10 protein-coding genes are annotated in these 18,180 nt (G+C 59.6%); 4 read left to right on the forward strand and 6 right to left on the reverse strand.

Annotated elements, in window-relative coordinates; translation table 11 throughout:
• The first annotated feature begins 97 nt into the window (after window positions 1-97).
• Both PspS49_RS02325 and PspS49_RS02330 read left to right on the forward strand, forming a co-directional pair.
• Window positions 98-2,113: a type VI secretion system tip protein VgrG gene (locus PspS49_RS02325; protein WP_160037974.1), complete on the forward strand. Its 2,016-nt coding sequence runs from the start codon at window positions 98-100 to the stop codon at window positions 2,111-2,113.
• Entirely contained in the window at window positions 2,103-2,816 is a 714-nt protein-coding gene (locus PspS49_RS02330) for a DUF4123 domain-containing protein (protein WP_160037976.1), read from the forward strand. The genes PspS49_RS02325 and PspS49_RS02330 overlap by 11 nt, the downstream gene beginning before the upstream one ends.
• Window positions 2,817-2,909: 93 nt before the next feature.
• On the opposite strand, the gene PspS49_RS02335 is transcribed toward PspS49_RS02330, so the two are convergent.
• Window positions 2,910-3,365: a hypothetical protein gene (locus PspS49_RS02335; protein WP_137219307.1), complete on the reverse strand. Its 456-nt coding sequence runs from the start codon at window positions 3,363-3,365 to the stop codon at window positions 2,910-2,912.
• Window positions 3,366-3,696: 331 nt separating this feature from the next.
• Here PspS49_RS02335 and rlmJ point away from each other — a divergent pair, with 331 nt between their 5' ends.
• Window positions 3,697-4,536, forward strand: a complete 840-nt coding sequence (rlmJ, locus tag PspS49_RS02340) for a 23S rRNA (adenine(2030)-N(6))-methyltransferase RlmJ (protein WP_007915674.1) — start codon at window positions 3,697-3,699, stop codon at window positions 4,534-4,536.
• Window positions 4,537-4,663: 127 nt separating this feature from the next.
• Here rlmJ and msrA read toward each other — a convergent pair whose 3' ends face one another.
• The 5 genes from msrA to aceE form a co-directional block, all read right to left on the reverse strand.
• Window positions 4,664-5,329, reverse strand: a complete 666-nt coding sequence (msrA, locus tag PspS49_RS02345; RefSeq protein ID WP_127925565.1) for a peptide-methionine (S)-S-oxide reductase MsrA — start codon at window positions 5,327-5,329, stop codon at window positions 4,664-4,666.
• A gap of 206 nt (window positions 5,330-5,535) precedes the next feature.
• Window positions 5,536-8,232: a GGDEF and EAL domain-containing protein gene (locus PspS49_RS02350; RefSeq protein ID WP_127925566.1), complete on the reverse strand. Its 2,697-nt coding sequence runs from the start codon at window positions 8,230-8,232 to the stop codon at window positions 5,536-5,538.
• Between the two features lie 242 nt (window positions 8,233-8,474).
• Entirely contained in the window at window positions 8,475-9,872 is a 1,398-nt protein-coding gene (locus tag PspS49_RS02355) for an alkaline phosphatase D family protein (protein WP_160037978.1), read from the reverse strand.
• A gap of 278 nt (window positions 9,873-10,150) precedes the next feature.
• Window positions 10,151-12,112: a dihydrolipoyllysine-residue acetyltransferase gene (aceF, locus tag PspS49_RS02360; RefSeq protein WP_127925568.1), complete on the reverse strand. Its 1,962-nt coding sequence runs from the start codon at window positions 12,110-12,112 to the stop codon at window positions 10,151-10,153.
• Between the two features lie 11 nt (window positions 12,113-12,123).
• Entirely contained in the window at window positions 12,124-14,769 is a 2,646-nt protein-coding gene (gene aceE / locus PspS49_RS02365) for a pyruvate dehydrogenase (acetyl-transferring), homodimeric type (RefSeq protein ID WP_007915682.1), read from the reverse strand.
• A 384-nt stretch (window positions 14,770-15,153) separates the two neighbouring features.
• Between aceE and glnE the strand changes: the two genes are divergently transcribed.
• Window positions 15,154-18,093 (forward strand): bifunctional [glutamate--ammonia ligase]-adenylyl-L-tyrosine phosphorylase/[glutamate--ammonia-ligase] adenylyltransferase, encoded by a 2,940-nt coding sequence (gene glnE / locus PspS49_RS02370; RefSeq protein ID WP_160037980.1) that lies wholly within the window; start codon window positions 15,154-15,156, stop codon window positions 18,091-18,093.
• Window positions 18,094-18,180 lie beyond the last annotated feature (87 nt).

Consider the following 18,180-nt stretch of genomic DNA (forward strand, 5'->3'; position numbering starts at 1 on the left):
ATGAAGGTAGGGCAAATCTGATTTTTCCGTCACCCACTCATCACCCCTTGCCCCTCATGCAGAATCGCCCGCCCTTCATTTTGCAGAGAGACATCGGATGTTCGCGCCTGCCAATCAACCGCGTTTCACGTTGACCCTCGAAGGCGCCCAGCATGACCTCAAGGTCCTTGAGTTCACGGGCAAGGAAGCCATCAGCCAACCGTTCCGCTTCGAGCTGGAACTGGTCAGCGAGCGGCCGGATCTGGACCTTGAAAGCCTGCTGCACTGTCAGGCGTTTCTGCGCCTGGATGCGCAGGGTTCCGGTATCCATGGTCAGATTTATCAGGTCGGGCAGGGCGATTCCGGGAAACGTCTGACGCGCTATCATGTCAGTCTCGTTCCGCGTCTGACGTACCTCGGGCAACGGATCAATCAGCGGATCTTCCAGCATCTGACGGTTCCGCAGATTGTCGCGCAAGTCCTCAAGGATCATTCGATCTTGCGTGATGCCTTCGAATTTCGCCTCGGCAGCGAATACCCGGTGCGCGAGTATTGCGTGCAATACGCCGAGAGTGATCTGGCCTTCATTCAGCGGTTGTGTGCAGAGGTCGGCATTCACTACCACTTCCAGCACAGTCCCGAAGGCCATCTATTGGTGTTCGGCGACGACCAGACGGTGTTTCCACGTCTGGCTGAGTCGACGGTATATCTGCCGGGCAGCGGCATGGCGGGCGGAGCGCGGGCGATTCAGCGTTTCAACGTGCGGGTGGAAACCCGCACCAGCGTGGTGACCCGGCGCGATTACAATTTCATCAAGCCGCGACTGCAGTTGGAAAGTCGTGTCGACGCTGAGCAGCGCCCAGTGCTGGAGGACTATCACTTCCCTGGCAATTTCAACGATCGTGAAACCGGCAAGCATCTCGCCCAGCGGGCACTTGAGCGACATGTCGCCGATTACCGTCAGGCCGAAGGCATCAGCGACGAATCCGCATTGGTTTGCGGACATTTCCTGCAACTGACCGAGCATCCGCGCCATGACTGGAATGACCTGTGGCTGCTGACTGCCGTTGAACACCATGGCCGCCAGCCGCAAGTGCTGGAGGAATCGGTGACCAGCGATGGGGAAGGTTTCCAGGGTTACCGTAATACCTTTCTCGCCACGCCGTGGGACGTGTTCTTTCGCCCGTCGCTGGGGACGGAAAAGCCACGGATGCCCGGTTACCAACCGGCTGTTGTGACCGGGCCGAAAGACACTGAAATCCACTGCGACGAGTACGGCCGGGTCAAGGTGCAGCTCGCATGGGATCGCGACGGAGAATTGAACGAGCATTCCAGTTGCTGGCTGCGCGTTGCCACTAATTGGGCCCACGACCGTTACGGCAGCGTTCTGATTCCGCGAGTCGGCATGGAAGTGCTGGTCGGCTTCATCGATGCCGACGCTGACAAACCCTTGGTCGTGGGCTGCCTGCCCAACGCCGCGACACCGATCCCGCTGGATCTGCCAGCGGACAAGACCCGCAGCATTTTCCGCACTCAGAGCAGCCCCGGCGGTGGCGGCTACAACGAACTGCGCATCGAGGATCGCAAAGGCTCCGAGGAAATCTACCTGCGCGCCCAGCGCAACTGGACGCAGCATGTGATGAATGATCAACAGGTGCAGGTCGACAACCAGCGCAGCATCGTCGTCACCGGCACCGCCCGCCATGAGTTAAAGGCTGATGAGCAGCGCATCACCCACGGCCGGCGCCAGACTGAAGTGAAGCAGGACGACCATCTGAGCGTGATCGGCGACCGGCATATTCGCGTGAGCAATCAGGCGATCAGCGCCAGTGGGCAATTCCACGTCAGCGCCGGTCAGCAAGTGGTCATTGATGGCGGGGCGAGTGCGACGATTCAGGCCGGTGGGCAGTGGATCAACATCGGTCCCGGCGGCATTTTCAGCAGCGTGCCGATTGTCGTGGGCGGCGCACCGATGGCGGCGATGAGTGCCGCACCTGTGGCGCCGGGATTGCCGGAGAAACTCACCGCCGCGCCGGCAGCCATGCTGACCGCCGCACAAATCATGAGCCTCAAGGGTGATGCGCCATTCTGCGAAGAGTGTGAACGTTGCAAGGACGGTCTCTGTGCAGCCTGATTTTCTTTTGCCTGCCGAATGGTTGGCGCGGGAACCGTTGAGTGCATCCGAGCAATTGTTCGTGGTGTTCAGCAATGCCAGCGAGGCGAAGCCGCTTGAGGCCTGGCCAGAAATGGCGAGTCCGATCTGGGCCGAGACGATCTATGCCGAGTGGGATGCGGTGATGCCTTACGTGGGAATTGTCGCCGCTGACAGTGAGTTTCTGCATTGGGTCGCCACTACCGAGTCGCAGGATTGGGGATGGCTGGCGGTGTCTTCGGCAAGCCTTGAAGAGGTGGTGGCGCACTTTCGCAGTCTCACCCAAGTGCTGATGCCGGGCGGCAAAACGGTGTTTTTCCGTTTCTGGGACGGGCGCTTTCTGTTGCCGATTCTTCAGGCCGATAAGGTGGATGCGGCACAACTGTTTCCGCTGATCGGGCGTTGTTTGATCAATGGTCAGGCGCTGGGAATTGGCGGCAGGGCGCAGGTGTCGGGGCGGGCATTTCCGTGGTGGCAGGTGCCGGCTTCGGTGCTGGCGCAGCAGGGTAATGACGTTCGAACGGCCAATGCGTTGCAGTGGTTGAGCGAGGAACATCCGACACTTTTCGAAGCCTTTCCAGAGGCAGTTTTGCGTTGCAAGGTGAGGCGGTTTTTTCAGGTTTCAATGTCGGAAGAATCGTCGCGATTGGCGTTGCTGGCGTTTTTGCTGGCAGAGTCAGAGTGAGTTTTCGGGGTGAAGGTCTCGGACGATTCCTTCAAGTTGCGGCGGTTTTCATGAACGGGTAGGCGGTGGGTTGCTGGGATAGTCTTTTCGTTGTCACTGCGAGAGTGGTGGCAGGGTGAAAGATCTTTTGACTTTGATGGGTGGAATGTACGCATCCTGAGTGTTGATAAAACTGTTGAACGCCTCGGAGTTGTAGACCTTCAGGCAGCCAAAAAACACGACTTTTTCATTCGAGTATTTGCTGTTTGAAGGTGTCTGCTCGTAAGCCGTCAATACGTAGTTTCTGGTTTCTTTATAGGGGTCGTGCAGTACTTGCAGTGTGTCTTCATTTTGCAGGATGGAATGCATGCCTGTGCCCATGAACGAATAGGCATTGGCGGACAGTGCAATGTCTTTTTTAAGCGCGGAGTGTTCGTTGAATGACGCCAGAATGCAGTGGCTCAGGCCATGGTTTTTGAGTGTCTGGCGTGCCTGTTCAATGTGGGTTTCGTCGGCAAGGGCGAGGTATGGGCTAAGCAGGCTGAATAAGCAGATGATCAGATATCGCATGAGCTTTTGACTTCCTGTCGTTCATGGTTAGCCAGTTTAACGCCATAAAAGCAAAGCCCCTCACCCTAGCCCTCTCCCAGAGGGAGAGGGGACTGACCGAGTTGTCTGGGTGATGGACGCCGACTTGCGACTTCAGTGGTGAACTTCGCTTGGCCAAGCCTGAGATCACGCCGATTATTCAGGTCGATGTAACTCGCAAGATCACCACCGTCAGTCCCCTCTCCCTCCGGGAGAGGGCTAGGGTGAGGGAAAGGCTTTTGTCCGCTCGGCTGCGAACCCCTGACTTGCCGCCCGGTAAAAGGTAAACTTTGCGCCCTTCGCAGGAGCAGCCATGAATTATCGTCACGCCTTCCATGCCGGCAATCACGCCGATGTGTTCAAACACCTGACCTTGACCCGCCTCATCGCCCTGATGTCGCGCAAGGAGCAGCCGTTTGCCTATCTCGACACACACGCCGGCATCGGTCTGTATGACTTGCAGGGTGATCAGGCCAACCGTACCGGTGAGTACCTGGAAGGTATCGCGCGCTTGTGGGATCAGCCGGATCTGCCGGCGCTGACCGCCGACTACATGAAGGTGCTGCACGAGATGAACCCGGATGGCCAGTTGCGCTATTACCCGGGGTCGCCGGAGCTGGCGCGGCGTCTGACGCGGCCGCAGGATCGGGTGATGCTCAACGAAAAGCACCCGGAAGACGGCGTACTGCTCAAGGACAACATGGCCGGTGATCGTCGGGTCAAAGTTCATCTTGGCGAAGGCTGGCACGTCGCTCGAGCGATGTTGCCGGTGCAGGAAAAGCGTGCGGTGATGTTGATTGATCCGCCTTTCGAACAGCTCGACGAGATGCAGCGTTGTGCGGCGTCGTTGAAAGAGGCGATTGGCCGGATGCGTCAAACCGTGGCGGCGATCTGGTATCCGGTGAAGGACCAGCGTGCGTTGCGTCGGTTCTATCAGGATCTGGCCGGTACCGGTGCGCCGAAGTTGCTGCGCGTGGAACTGCTGGTGCATCCGCTGGATACGCCGAACAGCCTGAACGGCTCGGGCATGGCGATTGCCAATCCGCCGTGGGGCCTGGAGGAAGAGTTGCGTGAGTTGCTGCCGTGGTTGTCGAAGAAGCTTGGGCAGACCCAGGGTGGGTGGCAGATGGATTGGTTGATTGCCGAGAGCTGATCACTGACTGATCGTTCCCACGCTCCGCGTGGGGACGCAGCCCGGGACGCTCCGCGTCCCAACAGCGGACGCAGAGCGTCCATTGAGGCATTCCCACGCAGAGCGTGGGAACGATCCGTCGACGGGGTCAGTTACCCGCCAGGCTCGGTGGCATGCACACGCCGGTGCCGCCAATCCCGCAGTAGCCTTCAGGATTCTTCGCCAGATACTGCTGGTGATACGTCTCGGCGAAGTACACGGTCGGAGCCTGTTCGATCTCGGTGCTGATTTCGCCCAGACCTGCTTTCGACAGCTCAGCCTGGTAGGTCGCTTTGCTTTTCAGCGCCGCATCCAGATGCTCAGGCGAGGTCGCGTAGATCACCGAGCGGTACTGCGTGCCGATGTCATTGCCCTGACGCATGCCCTGCGTCGGGTTGTGCAGTTCCCAGAACATTGCCAGCAGCTCTTCGTAGCTGACTTTATCCTTGTCATACACCACCAGCACCACTTCCGCGTGGCCGGTCAGGCCCGAGCAGACTTCTTCGTAAGTCGGGTTCGGCGTGAAACCGCCGGCATAACCGACGACCGTGCTGACCACGCCTTCGCGCTGCCAGAAGCGGCGCTCGGCGCCCCAGAAGCAGCCCAGACCGAAAATGGCAAAGTCGACGTCCTGGAAAAACGGGCCAAGCAGTGGGGTTTCTTCGAAAACGAAGTGCTTTTCAGGCAGGGTCATCGCGGTTTCGCGGCCGGGCAAAGCTTGTTCTTTAGTCGGGAGCACGTTTTTGTTCACCAGAATTTCCGAGCGCAGAACCATGATCGTTCCTCTCAGTCAGGTTGGAGGTAAAAAGTCAGACCGCCAGTGTGCCCAATGATGCCCGACTTCGCACTATCCAAATGTGGGAGCGAGCCTGCTCGCGAAAGCGGTATGTCAGGCAATGTTGATGTCGACTGACTCTCCGTCTTCGCGAGCAGGCTCGCTCCCACAGGGGGAGTGTCTTCTAGAGGAACAGCTTGTGGTGATCAGAGGCAGAGCGGGCCGCGCGGGTAGCGTTTCAGCGCTTGAATGAGTTCTGCGCCGGGGATCGGCCGGTCGAACAGGTAACCCTGGCCGACGTCGCAACGATGCCGACGCAGGAACGCCAGTTGTTCGGCAGTCTCGATGCCTTCCGCCACGACCTTGAGTTTCAGGTTGTGGGCCATGGCGATCACTGCTGAGGTGATTTCCATGTCGTCCTGATTGTCGGGGATTTCGTGGATGAAGCTGCGATCGATCTTGATGATGTCGATCGGGAATTTCTTCAGATAGCTCAGCGACGAGTAACCGGTGCCGAAGTCGTCCATGGCCAGCGTCAGCCCGAGGCGCTTGAGCTGGTCGAGCTGCAAGTGCGTGTCTTCGGTGGCTTCCAGCAGCAGGCCTTCGGTCAGCTCCAGTTCAAGCAGATTGGCCGGCAGCGCTTCTTCCTTGAGAATGTTGGCGATGGAGGCGACCAGATCCGGATCGGAGAACTGTTTCGGCGACAGGTTGATCGCCACCTGCAGATTGCCCATCCCAGCAGCGGTCAGCGCTTTGCTCATGCGGCAGGCCTGACGGGCGATCCACTTGCCGATCGGAATGATCAGGCCGGTTTCTTCGGCGACGCTGATGAACTGGTCCGGGCGGATCATGCCGCGTTCCGGGTGATTCCAGCGCAGCAGCGCTTCCATCCCCAGCAGACGCCCGCTGCGCAGGCACAGCTTGGGCTGATAGAACACGTCCAGCTCGTTCTGGGTCAGGGCGCGACGCAGGTTGTTCTCGACGAACAGTTTGTAACTGGCCTCGGCATTCAGCGCTTCGGTGAAGACTTGCACCTGATGTTTGCCGTTGGCCTTGGCCTTGTGCAGCGCCAGACCGGCGTTACGCATCAGGGTTTGCGGGTCGCGACCGTGCAGCGGCGCGCAGGCCAGGCCGACCGAACCGGTAACGCTGATCAACTGGTTGTCGACGAACATCGGTTTATCCAGCGTCGCCAGCAATTGGTTGGCGATCTGCTGGCCGGTCGCCAGATCGGTATCGTCGAGCAGCACCGCAAACTCGTTACTGGCGAAGCGCGCGAGGCTGCCGCTCGGGCTCAGACTATTGCGCAGACGCCGGGCCAGACTGATCAGCAGCTTGTCGCCGGTTTGGTGACCGAGGCTGTCGTTGATCCGTTTGAAGTTGTCGATGTCCACCAGCAACAGGCTGATCGGGGTATCGCTATCGCGGGCGAAGCGTTCGTCCAGATTGCGGATAAACGCCGGGCGATTGCCGAGGTTGGTCAGGTTGTCGGTGTAGGCCAGACGCTCGATGCGCTGCTGCGCCAGTTTGGTCTGGGTGATGTCTTCGTAGATGCCGATGTAGTGGGTCAGTTCACGGTTGTCGCCGTAGACCTTGGAGATCGACAACTGGCCCCAGTACGGTTCGAGGTTCTTGCGGCGGCTCTTGAATTCGCCCTGCCAACTGTTGCTCTTGGCCAGCGCCGAGGGCGCGTCGAACAACAATTCACTGAGGTTTTCCAGCGCCGGCAGCTCGGACAGGCGCTGGCCGTGGACTTCCTCGGTGGTGTACTGGGTGATCGCGGTAAAACTTGGATTGACGTACTCGACCACGCCGTCGCAATTGACCAGCAAAAACGCGTTGGCGCTTTGCTCGACCGCACGCTGGAACAGGTGCAGGGCGCTGGTGGCGGTGCGGCGGTTGTGGTTGTTGATGACTTGCGCGAACTGGTCGGCCAGTTCCCCGGCAAAGGCGATTTCGTCGGACTGCCAGGCGCGGGTGACGCCGGTCTGCTCCAGACACAGTACGCCGACGACCTGGCCGTCGACGCGGATGCTGGCGTCGAGCATCGCGTTGACGTCGCGCGGGCGCAGGGCCTCGGCCATCTCGCGGGTACGCGGGTCACGCATTGCATTGTGCGCATCGATGGCGCGGCTGCCGTGCAGGGCGTCCATGTAGTCGGGAAAGCCGCTGATGTCGATCACGTCCGGGAGAATGTACTCCTGGGTCGCGCGGTGATACGCGGAGATCGGCACCAGATGCTGGCCTTCGAGGTTCCACAGGCTGGCGCAGTCGATCTCATAGATATCGCAGGCGCAGCGGGTGATCAGTTCGGCGGCTTCTTGCAGCGAGTTGTGCGTGCTGTAGCGCTGGCGCGCGAGCAGCAGAATCAGGTCCTGCTGGGCGCGTACGCGCTCCAGGTGCTGCAGTTGTTCCTGCTGGGCGCGCTGGTTGAGTTCCAGAGCGATCTGCAGGCGGGAATTCTGGGTTTCGAGGTCAACGGAGGGCAGTGGCGGCGCTTCGTCGAAGACGTGATCGACCGCCAGCAGATAGCCGCGCAGCAGATGACGGTTGTGTTGTTTGTAGGCTTCGCCCAGTTCCAGAATGCTCAGCGCACCGGCCGCGGTGTGCAGGGTGTATCGCACCAGATAATGCGGGCTGGCGGTCAGCTGTTGCTGGATCGCGTCGTGCAGTTGATAACGCGCTTCGGGTTCCATCAGGCTGGCGTAGGGGGAGCCGACCAGCGCGCAAAGCTCGACAGCCGGCTGACCGAACTGGCGTTCACAGTTGGGATCGAGAAACAGCATGGCCCAACTGGCTTCATTCAAGCGCTCGAAACGCAGCATGCCGAGCCGCGAGGGCACAGGCAACTGCGTCACTACCTCGGCCGCCATACGGCTGGCGGCATCGGGTTGGCTCTTCATGAAGGGAACTCGCTTGGAAATATGCTGAACGCGCCGGGCTCGCGCCCTCTTTACTGTTGCCTGCGGCAAGGTTGCATCATTGCGGCACCGACTGACAAGAGAGATGAAGGCCAAGTGCTATAAGAATATGTCGGCTGCACTGAACATTTCTCCAGCGTGCGCTGAAAAGTAATCCAGTTGAATTGAAAGAACGCCGTTCCAGAGCGGTTCGTGCCCCGCAACGGCGTCCTTTGACTGGAAACTCAGCGCAGAGGAATGCTGATCGATTGCATGCGTTTGCCATCGCGGTCGTGGTAATTGACCTGAATCTGCCCGGCCTCGACCACCATGTGGGCGAAATTGTCTTCACTGACCACCGTGCTGGTCAGCTCATGCCGGTAATCGCCCGCCGCCGTGCGCACCAGCGGCTGATTCAGAATGAACGTGGACGCCTTGGCATAAGGCAGCAGTTTGCTGTTGCACAGCGGCGAGGAGACCACGGTGTGGACTTCGAAGTCCGGGTCTTCGCTGTGGGTCAAGCGAGCGGTCAGCGAGCCATGTACGTCTCCGGAGATGAACACGACATTCTTGATGCGTCGGGTGCGGATGGTCTCCAGCAGGCGCAGGCGCTGCTCGGGAAAGGCTTTCCAGGCGTCATCGCCGTGGAGCTTGCGGTCCGGATAGAACATCACGCTGGTGACCACGAACTTGACCCGCGCGGTGCTGTTGCTCAGCCATTTGAGCAGGGCCTGTTCCTGTGCCTCGTCGAGGATGCGTCGATCATCGGCTGACAAGTTGCGGCGGGTACGACTGTCAGTCACAAACCATTCGATATCGCCGTCGCTGAATTGATACCAGTATTGCTCAAGTGTCGAGTGATCTACTTCACCGTTAGTTGTCAGCGGATGTGCCGGACTATGACTGGCCTGATACAGATCATAAGCGGCCATGGCGTTACGGTATAAGTCGTCGTCGGATGTGCTGGCATTGGCGGGCCAGTTATCTTCGATTTCGTGATCGTCGAGAATCATGTAAGTCGAAGTGCCCGACATCAAACGTTGAATATTCGGTTGGGAAAACGCGGCGCGGTACTTGCTGAGGATATCTTTGTATTCGCGATCGGGTGCGAGCAGATTCAAATCGTCGACGTAGATTTGGTCGCCGGTCATCATTACTGCGCTGATCGGCGGTTGTATGCCTTCGATCACCTGATTGATGGACGCGAAGATCCGGTCGCCCAGTTGTGGCAGGGAAGCGATGCCGGCGGTCATGCGCAGATAGCGGCAGGAGCCGACGATATAGGCTCTGGGCTGCCGGGCTTTGCTGGAACGAGTGCGCAGGCGATAAATCTCGCGCGGCCATTGCAGCGGCAGTTCGGCGACGCTGTCCGGGGTATGCACGGGACTCATCGGACTGAACCAGCCGGCCTGATATTCATACTCGGTATCGCTACTCAAGTTATTGATTGCGAACACATGCGACATATCACGCCACTCGCTCAGGCGCGCAAAGTTACCTTTTGACCACGGTTGTGCACCGGCGGCGCGATAACGTACGCCGGCAAATACCAATGCATTGTTCTGCCGGTCGCCACGCATGAATATGCGTGCGTGATTAGTTGTAATGTGGCCGATAATCGGGCCGATAGTTGGTTTTAACATGTCGAATCCATTCGAATGAATTTTAATAAATATGTAAGTTTGCAAGTGTTGCTTAGTTGAATTGGTTGCGCCTAGGTTAGTTGCGTATTGAATAAAAAAGATCGGGGCCAAGTCGACCAGGGCTGTGGCCGAAATCAGCGCAGCTTGTGGGAAAAAGACGAGAAAGGATTTTCTTCAGGCAAAAAAAAGCCCCGCCAAACTGACGGGGTTGAGGTACGAGCGTGTGGCGCTCGAAAGGGTGCAGCAATCGGCCCTCCGTTGCCGGAGGGCCGATCGAGTTACAGCAGGATCGTGCGAATGTCCGCCAGCAGGCTGCCCAGACGCTGGGTGAAGCGTGCGGCAGCGGCGCCGTTGATCACACGGTGATCGTAGGACAGCGACAGCGGCAGCATCAGTTTCGGCTGGAAGGCTTTGCCGTCCCAGACTGGCTGGATGGTTGCCTTGGAAACACCGAGGATCGCCACTTCCGGCGCGTTGACGATCGGCGTAAAGCCGGTGCCGCCAATGTGGCCGAGGCTGGAAATGGTGAAGCAGGCGCCTTGCATGTCGTCAGCGGTGAGCTTCTTGTCGCGGGCTTTGGCGGCCAGCGCAGCGGCTTCGGCTGCCAGTTGCAGCAGGCTCTTCTGGTCGACGTTCTTGATGACCGGTACCAGCAGGCCATCCGGGGTATCGACGGCGAAGCCGATGTTCACGTATTTCTTGCGGATGATCGCTTTGCCGCTTGGCGCCAGCGAACTGTTGAAGTCCGGCAGCTCCTTGAGCATGTGCGCGCACGACTTGAGCAGCAGCGGCAGGATGGTCAGCTTGACGCCGGCCTTCTCTGCAACGGCTTTCTGCGCCACGCGGAACGCTTCCAGCTCGGTGATATCAGCCGAATCGAACTGAGTCACGTGCGGGATGTTCAGCCAGCTGCGGTGCAGGCTCGACGCGCCGATCTGCATCAGGCGAGTCATCGGCACTTCTTCGATTTCGCCGAAACGGCTGAAATCGACGACCGGAATCGGCGGGATGCCCGCGCCACCGGTTGCGCCAGCAGCAGCGGCCGGTGCTTCCTTGGCCTTCTGCATCATCGCTTTGACGTAAACCTGCACGTCTTCTTTCAAGATACGACCGTGCGGGCCGCTGGCACCGACAGCGTTCAGCTCGACGCCGAACTCGCGGGCCAGTTGACGCACGGCTGGGCCGGCGTGAACTTTCGCGCCCGGCTTGGCCGGTGCGGCGGCTGGAGCGGCGGCAGGTGCAGGTGCTGCGGCAGCCGGAGCTGCAGCGGCAGGAGCACTTGGTGCAGCAGCGGTAGCTGGCGCCGGGGCAGCAGCAGGAGCCGCGCCTTTGACTTTCAGCTTCAGAATCAGGTCGCCGGTACCGACTTCGTCATCCAGCTTGATGGAAACGCTTTCCACCACGCCAGCGGCAGGCGATGGAATTTCCATGCTCGCCTTGTCGGATTCCAAGGTGATCAGCGATTGATCAGCTTCGACGGTGTCGCCAGCCTTGACCAACACTTCGATGATCTTGGCTTTGCCAGCCGAACCGATGTCCGGAACGTGGATGTCCTGAACACTGTCAGCAACCGGTGCTGCTGGCGCGGCTGCCGGAGCAGGCGCGGCGGCAGCGGCCGGTGCAGCAGCCTGAGCCGGAGCGGCCGCAGCAGGGGCCGCAGCACCCGCCACTTCGAGGTCCAGAATCAGGTCGCCAGTGCCGACTTCGTCGTTGAGCTTGACGCTGATGGCCTTGACCACGCCAGCGGCAGGCGACGGGATTTCCATGCTCGCCTTGTCGGATTCCAGAGTGATCAACGATTGATCAGCTTCGACGGTGTCGCCGACCTTGACCTGAATCTCGATGATCTGCGCCTTGCCCGACGAGCCGATGTCCGGCACGTGCACTTGCTGAACCGAAGCGGCAGCAGGGGCAGCCGCTGGCGCGGCAGCTGCAGGAGCGGCAGCCGGTTTGGCTTCAGCTTTTGCAGCCGGCGCAGCAGCCGGAGCAGGGGCCGCTTCAGCGGCGCCCTCGACTTCCAGCTCAAGCAGTTCGTCGCCTTCTTTGAGACGGTCGCCCAGCTTCACTTTCAGGCTCTTGATGACGCCGGCTTTCGGGGCCGGCACTTCCATGCTGGCCTTGTCCGATTCCAGGGTCAGGATGCTCTGGTCGGCTTCGATACGGTCGCCGACCTTCACAAACAGTTCAATTACTTCACCTTCACCGCTGCCGATGTCAGGTACGCGAATGAGTTCGCTCACAAAATGTCTCCTCAGCAGTCCAGTGGGTTGCGTTTTTCCGGGTCGATGCCGAACTTGACGATGGCCTCAGCCACCACCTTAGGTTCGATATCACCACGGTCAGCCAGTGCTTCCAGGGCTGCCAACACCACGAAATGACGGTCGACTTCGAAGAAATGACGCAGTTTCTTGCGGCTGTCGCTGCGGCCGAAACCGTCGGTGCCCAGGACTTTGAATTCCTTGGACGGTACCCACTGACGGATCTGCTCGGCGAACAGTTTCATGTAGTCGGTAGAGGCGATGACCGGACCTTTACGGCCGTTCAGGCACTCTTCGACGTAGCTCAGCTTAGGCTTCTGGCCAGGCTTCAGACGGTTGCTGCGCTCGACAGCGAGGCCGTCGCGACGCAGTTCGTTGAAGCTGGTAACGCTCCACACGTCAGCGCCAACGTTGAACTCTTCACGCAGAATCTTCGCCGCTTCACGGACTTCACGCAGGATGGTGCCGGAGCCCATCAGCTGTACGTGGTGCGCCGCATCGCGGGTGTCTTCTTCGAGCAGGTACATGCCTTTCTTGATGCCTTCTTCGGCACCGGCCGGCATGGCTGGCTGCTGGTACGACTCGTTCATCACGGTGATGTAGTAGAAGATGTCCTGTTGCTCTTCGGTCATCTTCTTCATGCCGTCCTGAATGATCACCGCCAGCTCGTAGCCGTAGGTCGGATCGTAGGTGCGGCAGTTCGGGATGGTCGCGGCCAGCAGGTGGCTGTGACCGTCTTCGTGTTGCAGACCTTCACCGTTCAGGGTGGTACGGCCGGCGGTGCCGCCGATCAGGAAGCCACGGGTACGGCTGTCGCCAGCGGCCCAGGCCAGGTCGCCAATACGCTGGAAGCCGAACATCGAGTAGAAGATGTAGAACGGCAGCATCGGCTGGTTGTGGCTGGAGTACGAAGTACCGGCAGCGATGAACGAGCTCATGGCGCCTGCTTCGTTGATGCCTTCTTCAAGGATCTGACCTTTCTGGTCTTCCTTGTAGAACATCACCTGGTCTTTATCGACTGGCTCGTAGAGCTGGCCGACGGACGAGTAGATGCCCAGCTGACGGAACATGCCTTCCATACCGAAGGTACGGGCTTCGTCCGGGATGATCGGAACGATGCGCGGGCCGATTTCCTTGTCCTTGACCAGTTGCGCGAGGATCCGCACGAAAGCCATGGTGGTGGAAATTTCACGGTCGCCGGAGCCATCAAGGATTGCCTTGAGGGTGTCCAGGTCCGGCGTCGGCACGCTGAAGCTTTGTGCGCGGCGCTGAGGCACGAAGCCGCCCAGTGCAGTGCGACGCTCGCTGAGGTAGCGGGCTTCGGCGCTGTTTGGCTCTGGCTTGAAGAACGGCAGGTTCTCCAGCTCTTCGTCCTTGACCGGGATGTCGAAACGATCGCGGAACAACTTCAGGCTGTCGACGTCGACTTTCTTGGTGTTGTGCGCAGTGTTTTTCGCTTCGCCGGCACCGGTGCCATAACCCTTGATGGTCTTGGCGAGGATGACGGTTGGTTGTTCTTTGTGGTTGACCGCTTCGTGGTACGCCGCATAGACCTTGTACGGGTCGTGGCCGCCACGGTTGAGTTTCCAGATCTCGTCGTCGGACAGATCAGCAACCATCGCCTTGAGTTCTGGCGTGTTGAAGAAGTGTTCACGGACGAACGCGCCGTCTTTGGCTTTGTAGTTCTGGTACTCGCCGTCGATGACTTCGTCCATGCGACGTTGCAGGATGCCGTCGACGTCTTTGGCCAGCAGTGGGTCCCAGAAACGGCCCCAGATGACTTTGGTCACGTTCCACTGAGCACCACGGAACACGCCTTCGAGTTCCTGGATGATCTTGCCGTTGCCGCGAACCGGGCCGTCGAGGCGCTGCAGGTTGCAGTTGATGACGAAGATCAGGTTGTCCAGCTTCTCGCGGCCGGCCAGGGAGATCGCGCCCAGGGATTCCGGCTCGTCGCACTCGCCGTCGCCCAGGAAGCACCAGACTTTCTGTTTGCCCGGCTGGATGAAGCCGCGGTGTTCCAGGTACTTCATGAAGCGTGCCTGGTAGATCGCCTGAATCGGACCCAGACCCATGGATACGGTCGGGAACTGCCAGAAGTCAGGCATCAGCCAAGGGTGCGGGTAGGACGACAGGCCCTGACCGTCGACTTCCTGGCGGAAGTTGTTCATCTGGTCTTCAGTGATGCGGCCTTCCATGAATGCGCGGGCGTAAACGCCTGGCGAGGTGTGGCCCTGGAAGTAGATCAGGTCGCCGCCGTGTTCGTCGGTCGGGGCCTGGAAGAAGTAGTTGAAGCCGATGTCATACAGGGTCGCACTGGAAGCGAAGCTGGAGATGTGACCACCCAGGTCAGAATCTTTCAGGTTCGTACGCATTACCATGGCCATCGCGTTCCAGCGTACCAGCGAGCGAATGCGGCGTTCCATGAACAGGTCGCCAGGCATGCGTGCTTCGTGGGTTACCGGGATGGTGTTGCGGTAAGGCGTGGTGATGGCGTAAGGGAGCTGCGAGCCGCTGCGGGTCGCGAGTTCGCCCATACGGGTCATCAGATAGTGAGCACGGTCTTCGCCTTCTTTGTCGAGAACCGATTCCAGGGCGTCCAGCCATTCCTGGGTTTCGACGGGATCGAGGTCTTGCATGGCTTGCTCCAGGGCGGAAAGGCTTCCAGAATCGGTTGCCTGAGTTTGCGACTGGCCTTGTGGGCAGACGATTTAAAATTCTTGGATTGCCGATAGGTTGTTCCGGCGGCGTGTAGTTTTACTACAAATCTTCCGGCATTTCAGCCTTTCGAATGTATAGACGAGTAGTAAAACTACAGAAGAATGGCTTGTGGCCTCCGGCTGCGTTGTGAGAATAATCGTTAAGGTTGGTCTTTTGCCATCCGAAAAAGGTGAAACTTTGATGTTCGCTGCCAAAGAGAAAGAAATTTCAGCTATTTCTAACTTTTGTTCGACAGTCCTCCGGGTAGCGGGTTTTCACCAATCACTACAAGCGGCCATTTACACGCCGATCAAGGATAGACCATGACCCTGCCCGTGCTTGCCGAACTGCCCGCCATTCTCCTGCCGTTGGTCACTCGATCCGAGCAGTCGTTCCGTACGGCCGTCGCCGCGCTGGAAGACGATCATGGCTTTGTGAACTGGACGCCAGAGCGCTGGGCGCAGTTCGCCCGCGTCACCGCCGCCAGTGAATTTGTCATTGAACAGAGCGTTCGTGACCCTTTGATGTTGTTGTCGCTGGTGCAGTCCGGCGAACTCGACCGGGCCTTTGCGCCGGGTGAATTGTGTGCGCAGATTGCCGCCGCGGTGAATGCTGCGCAGAGTGAAGATGAACTCGGCCGCGCCCTGCGCCGCCAGCGCGCTCGCCATCAAGTGCGGATCATCTGGCGTGACCTCACCCGTCAGGCCGATCTGGTGCAGACCTGCCGCGATCTCTCGGACATGGCCGACGCCACTATCGATCAAGCCTATCAATGGTTGTACAGCCGCCATTGCGAACAGTTCGGCACGCCGACCGGCCGCCGCAGCGGTGAGCCGCAGCAAATGGTCATCCTCGGCATGGGCAAGCTCGGCGCGGTCGAGTTGAACCTGTCTTCGGATATCGATCTGATCTTCGCCTACCCCGAGGGCGGTGAAACGGTGGGCGTTAAGCGCTCGCTGGATAATCAGGAATTTTTCATTCGCCTCGGCCAGCGCCTGATCAAGGCGCTGGACCCGATGACCGTTGACGGTTTCGTCTTCCGGGTCGACATGCGCCTGCGCCCGTACGGCTCGTCCGGCGCGCTGGTGCTGAGCTTCAATGCGCTGGAGCAGTATTACCAGGATCAGGGCCGCGACTGGGAGCGCTACGCGATGATCAAGGCGCGGGTGGTGGCCGGCGATCAGGTCGCGGGCGCGCAGTTGCTCGACATGCTGCGGCCGTTCGTTTATCGGCGTTATCTGGACTTCTCGGCGATCGAAGCGCTGCGCACCATGAAGCAGTTGATCCAGCAGGAAGTGCGGCGCAAGGGCATGGCCGACAATATCAAGCTCGGCTCTGGCGGCATCCGCGAGGTCGAGTTCATTGCTCAGGCCTTTCAACTGATCCACGGCGGTCGCGACTTGAGTTTGCAACAGCGTCCTCTATTAAAGGTGCTGAGCACGCTGGAGGGGCAAGGCTATCTGCCGCCGGCAGTGATCAGCGAGTTGCGCGAGGGCTACGAATTTCTCCGTTACACCGAGCACGCCATTCAGGCGATCGCCGACCGCCAAACGCAGATGCTGCCGGATGGCGCGCAGGATCAGGCGCGCATTGCCTTCATGCTCGGCTTTGCCGATTGGGATGCTTTCCACGAAAACCTGATGTTCTGGCGCGGTCGTGTCGCTTGGCACTTCGCTCAGGTGATCGCCGATCCCGATGACGATGAAGGCGCCGAAAGCGAAGTGGTGGTCGGCGGTGAATGGCTGCCGCTGTGGGAAGAGGCGCAGGACGAAGAAGCGGCCTGCCGTCAGTTGGAAGAGGGCGGTTTTGCTGACGCGAGCAAAGCCCTGAAAGCGTTGGCCGGATTGCGCAGCAGCCCGCAGTTGCGCGCGATGCAGCGGTTGGGGCGTGAGCGGCTCGATGCCTTTATTCCGCGTTTGCTCGCGCAGGCAGTGGAACACGCCAACCCGGATCTGGTGCTTGAGCGGGTGTTGCCGCTGGTGGAGGCGGTTGCCCGGCGTTCGGCTTATCTGGTGTTGCTGACGGAAAACCCCAGTGCCTTGCGCCGCTTGCTGACGCTGTGCGCGGCGAGCCCGTGGATTGCCGAACAGATCACGCGCTTCCCGCTGCTGCTCGATGAATTGCTTAACGAAGGTCGCCTGTTCAAGCCGCCCTTGGCCCCAGAGTTGGCTGCCGAGTTGCGCGAGCGCCTGACGCGGATTCCCGAAGACGACCTCGAACAACAAATGGAAGCCCTGCGTCATTTCAAACTGGCGCACCGCTTGCGCGTCGCCGCCTCGGAAATTGCCGGCAGCCTGCCGCTGATGAAAGTCAGCGATTACCTGACCTGGCTGGCCGAGGCGATTCTCGAGCAAGTGCTGGCCCTGGCTTGGCGCCAGACCGTGGCCAAGTACGGCACGCCGCTGCGCACCGACGGCACCTTGTGCGATCCCGGTTTCATCATTGTCGGTTATGGCAAAGTCGGCGGTCTGGAACTGGGGCATGGTTCGGATCTGGATCTGGTGTTCATTCACGACGGCGATCCGCAGGCGGAAACCGATGGGCCGAAGTCGATCGATGGCGCGCAGTTCTTTACGCGGCTGGGGCAGCGAATCATTCACCTGCTGACGGCGCAGACCAACTCCGGTCAGCTCTATGAAGTGGACATGCGTCTGCGCCCATCCGGTGCTTCCGGGCTGTTGGTGAGTTCCCTCGGCGCGTTTGCCCGCTATCAGGAAAATGAAGCCTGGACGTGGGAACATCAGGCCTTGGTGCGTGCGCGAGTGCTGGTCGGCAGTCAGGATGTCGGCCAGGCGTTCGAGAAAGTTCGCGCCCAAGTGCTGGGCAAGGCGCGCGATCTGGCCACGCTGCAACAGGAAGTCAGCGAGATGCGCGCGAAGATGCGCGATAACCTTGGCACCAAGAGCACCGCAGCCGGTACGGCAGCAAATGCCTTCGACGCCACGGCGCCGTTCGACCTCAAGCAGGACGCCGGTGGTATCGTCGATATTGAATTTATGGTGCAATACGCGGCTCTGGCGTGGTCGCAAAGCCACCCGCCATTGCTGCGCTGGACCGATAACATCCGCATTCTGGAAGAGCTGGAACACGAAGGGCTGATGCCTGCCGAAGATGCCAGCCTGTTGCGCGAGGCCTATAAAGCCTACCGCTCCGCCGCCCACCGGCAGGCCTTGCAGAAGGACGCCGGGGTAATTGCGGGAGACCAGTTTGCCGACGAACGTCGGCAGGTTTTGCGGATATGGAAAGAGATGGGGCTAAGCTGATCCGCAGATGTATGAATGAATGCAAAACCCTGTGGGAGTGAGCCTGCTCGCGATAGCGGAGTATCAGACGACAACGATGTTGAATGT

Origin of the sequence: Pseudomonas sp. S49 (assembly GCF_009866785.1) — a bacterium.
Taxonomy (GTDB): Bacteria; Pseudomonadota; Gammaproteobacteria; order Pseudomonadales; family Pseudomonadaceae; genus Aquipseudomonas.